Annotated in this window: 5 protein-coding genes; all 5 read right to left on the bottom strand. The window is 64.9% G+C overall.

The features are described 5' to 3' along the window. A partial coding sequence (locus M0954_RS10475; protein WP_297353069.1) for a mercuric reductase occupies positions 1 to 1,240 on the bottom strand: 1,240 nt, incomplete at its 3' end. Positions 1,241 to 1,448: 208 nt separating this feature from the next. Further along, positions 1,449 to 1,637, bottom strand: coding sequence for a hypothetical protein (locus tag M0954_RS10470; RefSeq protein WP_122151563.1), 189 nt, complete (start codon positions 1,635 to 1,637; stop codon positions 1,449 to 1,451). Between the two features lie 288 nt (positions 1,638 to 1,925). Beyond that, positions 1,926 to 2,540, bottom strand: a complete 615-nt coding sequence (locus tag M0954_RS10465; RefSeq protein ID WP_123387825.1) for a glutathione S-transferase family protein — start codon at positions 2,538 to 2,540, stop codon at positions 1,926 to 1,928. Positions 2,541 to 2,669: 129 nt separating this feature from the next. After that, complete coding sequence (locus tag M0954_RS10460; protein ID WP_297353067.1) at positions 2,670 to 4,991, bottom strand: EAL domain-containing protein; 2,322 nt, start codon at positions 4,989 to 4,991, stop codon at positions 2,670 to 2,672. Between the two features lie 109 nt (positions 4,992 to 5,100). Continuing rightward, entirely contained in the window at positions 5,101 to 6,081 is a 981-nt protein-coding gene (gene dapD / locus M0954_RS10455; RefSeq protein WP_297353065.1) for a 2,3,4,5-tetrahydropyridine-2,6-dicarboxylate N-succinyltransferase, read from the bottom strand. Positions 6,082 to 6,215 lie beyond the last annotated feature (134 nt).

Raw genomic sequence — 6,215 nt, 5'->3', positions numbered from 1 at the left:
TCGCCGCGCCGATAATCTGCTTCGTCTGGGCGTCCACCAGCACCTTCATGAAACCGTCGGTTTCGCCGCGTTCGCGCGCGCGGCCGACCCGCGTCATCGGCATGGTCGCGATCAGGGCATCGCGGCCGGACGCGCGCACCTCGGTTTCGGAAAGACCGACTCTCGCGAGCGGCGGATCGACAAACACCGCATACGTCATGATGCGGGTATCGGCCGTGCGCGTGCCGCCGTCGAACAGATTGGCCGCGACGATCTGGTAGTCGTCATAGGACGTGTGCGTGAACGCGCCGCGACCATTGACGTCGCCGATGGCCCACACGCCCGGCACCTTGGTGCGCAATTCACCGTCCACTGGAATCATGCCGTGCCGGTCGGTTTCGAGGCCTGCGGCCGCGAGACCCAGGTCATCGGTATTGGGCTTGCGGCCGGTGGCGAACAGTAGATGCGACGCCTCCACAGCAGACCCCGAACCCTCGAGGACCACACGCACGCCGTCGCCCGCGAGCGGCTCGACGCGCTGCGGCTCTCCGCCAAAGCGAAACTCGATGCCTTCGCGCGCCAGCACCTTCTGCACGTTGTTTGCGAGGTCGGCGTCCTCGCGAGCCAGCACGCGCTCGCCGCGCACGAGCACCGTCACGCGGCTGCCGAAACGGCGAAACACCTGGGCGAATTCAAGCGCGATATAGCTGCCACCGACAATCACCAGATGCTCCGGCAATTCGGTCAACTCGAGCAGCGTCGAGTTGGTGTAGTAGCGGATTCGCTCGATACCCTCTAGCGGTGGCACCACCGCGCGCGTGCCGGTATTGATGAAGATCTCGTCAGCCTGGAGCTCATCGACGATCTGCCCGTCCGACCCGCTGATGCTCAAGGTATGCGGCCCGGTAAAGCGCGCATGCCCGTTGAACACGGTGACATTCGCCGCGCCGCGCAGCCACTTTTCGACACCGCTGCGCGACTCGCCGATGATCCGGTCCTTGCGCGCTTTCACTTGCGCCAGATCGACCGTAACCGGCCCGGCTACGTGCACGCCATACTCGCCGGCATGTCGCGCCACGTGGGCCGCGCGGGCACTCGCGACATAACTCTTGGTGGGTGTACATCCGACATTCACACAGGTGCCGCCGAACGCGCCGCGCTCGATCACGGCTGTCTTGCGGCCGCTTTCACCAAGACGCACCGCGAGCGGCGAGCCGCCCTGTCCTGTACCGATCACGACTGCGTCGAAATGCTGAGGCATGGCATGTCTCCCGGGGGCTGATGGCAGGCTTGTGCCATCTTACGCCAAGGCTCGTGGGAAACTGTCGCTGAGGTCTTCGAGGTGCCGCAGAAGGCGAGCTGCCGTCGGATAACACCGGGCCGCGTGGGCCGTGACGAAGTGAGGGGCGTGGAAGCGAAGGAACGAGGTGCTGCGTGTGGAGCTGCGCCGCCGGCGCAATGAGTTACGCTCAGCAGTGGCAGTGATTCGCGCAGATCAGTTCGCGCGAGCGTTGCAGCGCCGCGCGGGCACCCTTCGTGGCCATCAGCAGGCCCACCTGGCTCAGGTTGAAATCCTGCGCCACCATCATTTGCATCAACGCCACCATCGGCAGGATCACCGATGGGTGGTACAACTGTCTTTCGATCAAGGCTCGCATATCTGCTCCCACTGCATCTCGCCGCTTCGGCGCGACGTTACTTTCCGTTTCGATGTTGGGATTCTAAAGATCGGCGCCTCGTGGATAAAGACCCGGAAAGCGAAGTCACTTGTTGCGGAAAGCGAACAATCTGCGGTATGGCCGTGAAGGGCCGCCAGTCGGGCTTGCAGCTGCTGTCGGGCATGCTCGAAGTGCGCTGTCCGTGCAGACTATCGGGCAGATAGGCCCGCCAGCCTCCACGCGGGTTAAAAGGTTATTCGAGCGGCGCGCGCAGCTCGTGGCCCCGGTTCATTCCAGCGGCGCGCCGATAAACTCCGGCAACACTTCCGCGCGTTCGGAGAACGCGGCCAGCGCCGGATAACGCGCCGCATCGACGGCGCCCGGCAGCATGAACTGCGTGAACCGCCATGCGACCGCCACTGTGATATCCGGCTGCATCATACGGTCTCCCAGCAGCCAGCCATCGTGACCAGCCACGCGCGCCTCGAGCAGGCCATATGCGGCGTGCATCTGCGTCTGCACCCGCTCGATCCACGGAGCGTGCTGCAATGACTCGGGCCGCAGCTGGCGCTCGTACACCTCCTGCATCGCCTTTTCGGTGGCGGCGAGCGCGAGCCCGATCACGCTCAGCGCGTGCAACCGCGCGCCCGGCTCCTCAGGCATCAGACGGCACGCGGGCGCAACCTTGTGGTCGATGTGATCGAGAATCAGCGTCGAATCGATCAGCATGGTGCCGTCGTCTTCGAAGAGGGTCGGTGCTTTTACAATCGGATTGAGCTGCGCAAACTCGTCGAAGTGACGAAACACCGACACGTGGCGATGCTCGAACGGCAGGCCAAGCACGGCCAGCGAAATCGCGACGCGACGCACATATGGAGAGTCCAGCACGCCAATCAATAGCATTCGTCGCCTCTTGGGGAGAGATGGAAGGAATGCATGACTTTAGACGAACCGGCAGGTAACAGGTAACTAAGCGGCAACGAACCGCCAACGCATCGCCGCCGCGGTGCTACGCAGTCCTCCGACAACCGCTCATTCCGCCTGCTGCTGTGCGCTCGCCCCACCGGCCAGCCTGCGTGTGTCCGTCAGGCTGCGCGCATAGGCACCTGCAGCCATCGGCCGGCTGAACAGATAGCCTTGCTGCTTGTCGCAATCGATCGAGCGCAGGAACGACGACTGTGCGGTGGTCTCCACCCCTTCGGCCGTCACGTCCATGCCGAGCGAATGCGCCATCGCCACCACGGCCTGGGTAATCGCAATCGAATCGCGATGGTCCGGCAGGCCCGCGACAAACGAACGGTCGATCTTGAGGTTGTGCAACGGGAAACGCTTCAGATACGACAGTGACGAATAGCCGGTGCCGAAGTCGTCGACGGAGATCTTCACGCCCATATTGCTGAGCGCGGTGAGGATTGGCAGCACCGTTTCGCTGTCGTTCATCAGCAGGCGCTCGGTAATCTCCAGCTCCAGCGCATCGGGCCCGAGGCCACAGCGCGCGAGACAGCGTTCGATGCGCTCCGCGAGGCCCTCGCTCACCTGGCGTGGCGACAGGTTCACGGCAATCACGAGATCCGGCGCGAGGGTGCGCCGCCACTGCGCCACTTGCTCGCACGCATGTTCGAGCACCCAGTTGCCGATCGCGACGATCAGCCCGGTATCCTCCGCGACCGGAATGAACTCCACCGGCGACACGTCGCCCAGTTCGCGGTTGTACCAGCGTAGCAGCGCTTCCGCGCCGACCGTGCGGCCGTTGCGGCTATCGACGATCGGCTGGTACACCAGACTCAGCTCGCCCGCCGCAAGCGCGCGGCGCAGCAACTGCTCGATCGCAAAACGCCGTTGCAGGTGCTTGTTCAGATCAGCGGTAAAGAACTGGAAATTGTTGCGGCCGCGCTGCTTGGCCGAATACATCGCCGAATCGGCGTTGCGCATCAGCGTCGGCACATCCTGGCCGTCTTCGGGGAAGAGACTAATGCCGATCGACGCGCCCAGGTAGTATTCGTTGCCCGCCACCGCGAACGGCACGGCCACTGTTTCAAGGATGCGGCGCGCGAATGCGATCAGCGTCTCAGTGTCCTCATACGAGCTCACGACAATCACGAACTCGTCGCCGCCCACCCGCGCCAGCGTGTCCTGTTCCTTGACGCAGGACGCCAGACGATGCGCGACGCTGCACAGCAGTGTGTCGCCCGCTTCGTGGCCCGCCGTGTCGTTGACCTTATTGAAGCCGTCAAGGTCGACGAACAGCACCGCGACGCGCGCCAGCTCCGTGTCCAGTCCCGCCGGCTCGAACAGGTCGCGCATCCGGTCGGCCAGATAGGCACGGTTATAGAGACCCGTGAGCGAATCGCGCGTCGCCAGGTATTTGAGCTGCTGCTGCGCTTTGCGCACCGGGCCGATATCGGTAAACGAGATCAGCACCGAGCCCAGCTCGCGCTCGCCGGGCTTCACGATCGGCACCACGTTCACCGTGATCCAGATGATCTCGTCATCCGCGAGCTCGACACCGAGCGTCTGGCCCAGTATCGGTTTGCCACTTGCCAGCACGCGCACCGTCGGGCGCTCGGCCTGGGCGATCGGCGTGCCGTCCTCATGGAAGCTGCGCCGCATGACCGTCTGGATGTCCTGGCCAATCAGCTCGCTTCCCGCGTGCAGCATGCGCAGCGCGCTCGGATTGCAGGCGAGCACCACCCCGTCGCGCGTCTGCACGACGATGCCTTCGTTCAGGTGATTGACGACAAGACGGTGATGCTCCTCGCTTTGCGCCAAGCGTCGCGCCATTGTGTCCTGATGCACGGCGAGGCCGACGCTGCGGCCGATATCGCGCAGCATGGCCTCCTCGTCGGCGACCGGCCGGCGCGACGTGCGGTAGTAGACGGCAAACGCGCCCAGCACCTCGCCCGCGTCGTTTTCGAACGGAATCGACCAGCACGAACGCAAACCGTGCGGCAAGGCGAGCTGCTTGTAGTCCACCCACAGCGGATCGGTCTCGATGTCCTCGACCACCACCAGGCGCCGCAGAAACATGGCGGTGCCGCACGAACCCACCTGCGGGCCGATGGCGACCCCGTTCAGCGCCTCGGTATATGCCTTCGGCAACGACGGTGCACCGCCGGAACGCGTGTGGATGCCATCGGCATCGAGCAGCAGGATCGTGCAGGACGCGTCCTCGCCGAGCAAGGCCTCCGCGCGGCGGCACACTTCGTCGAGCAATTCGGGCAGCGGCGTGTTGCGCGTGATCAGCCGCAATACGCTGCGCTCGGACGCGAGCAGGCGCTCCGCCAGCCCCGTCGAATAGCGGGCGCTGTCAGACTCTGCTCCAACCCTGTCACCTGGTGTCACCTGGCAAGTCATAATCGAGCCCCCTAACCCGACATCGGCAGGATGGAACCGCTAGCGCACTGGGGTTTACGCCAGGGACAGTGACGTAAACCGTCGGCAGAGCCGTATCGGCTGTGGTTGCCTAGTTATGCGTGTGCAAGTCCGGATTCAGTTGTCCCCACGTCTTGGTGCGCGAGATGGCCTCGACCGCGCCGCTCTGCGAATTGCGGCGAAACAGCCATCCGGGTTGCCCCGACAGCTTAGCCGCCTTGACCACCGCGCCGTCCGGCAAGCTGACCCGGGTGCCCGCCGTGATGTAGCAGCCGGCTTCGACCACGCAGTCGTCGCCAAGCGAAATGCCGATACCCGCATTGGCGCCCAGCAGGCAGCGCTTGCCCACCGATACGACCTGCGTGCCGCCGCCCGAGAGCGTGCCCATGATCGACGCGCCGCCACCGATATCGCTGTGGTCGTCGACCACCACCCCTGAGCTGATGCGGCCTTCGACCATAGACGCGCCAAGGGTGCCCGCATTGAAATTGCAGAAGCCTTCATGCATGACCGTGGTGCCCGGGGCGAGATAGGCGCCGAGCCTGACCCGGTCCACATTGGCGATGCGCACACCAGCGGGCACCACGTAGTCGGTCATGCGCGGGAATTTGTCGATCCCGGTGACCTCGAACGTGGTGCGCGCGGCCCGCGCCTTCAGACGCACCTGTGCGATCGACTCCACCGTGCAGGGACCAAACGAGGTCCATGCGACGTTGGCAAGCAATCCGAACAGACCGCTGAGATTGGCGTCATGCGGCCGGATCAGCCTGAGGCTGAGCAGATGCAGGCGCAGATAGACGTCGTGCGCATCGAGCGGCGGCTCGGCGAGCGAGGCAATCGCCGTGCGCACGCCGACCACCTCGACGCCGCGACGCTCGTCGGGGCCAACGCAGTTCGCGGCGGCGTCGCCGATCGCCCGCGACACTTCCTCGTGCGACAGACGCACCGTGCCGCCCGCCAGCGGCCCCTCCGCCAGTTCGGGCTCGGGAAACCAGCTATCCAGGATGGTGCCGTCGGCGGCCACCGTCGCCAGGCCCACTGCCGACGCGCCGCCAGTCTTGTGTTCAGCCACTGCCATCGCTCCTGTCTTTGTTGAGATATGTACGCTCTTCATGCAGCCAGTGCCCGCGGCCGGGCGCGTTCACCTTCGGTGACCCACGCGCCGGCGTGCCCTGGTTGCTGGTTTGACGCCACGCGGCGGCTTGC

Source organism: Paraburkholderia sp., assembly GCF_026225065.1.
GTDB lineage: Bacteria > Pseudomonadota > Gammaproteobacteria > Burkholderiales > Burkholderiaceae > Paraburkholderia.
Note: the sequence above shows the minus strand (reverse complement) of the source record. Positions and strands in the feature narration are given on the sequence as shown.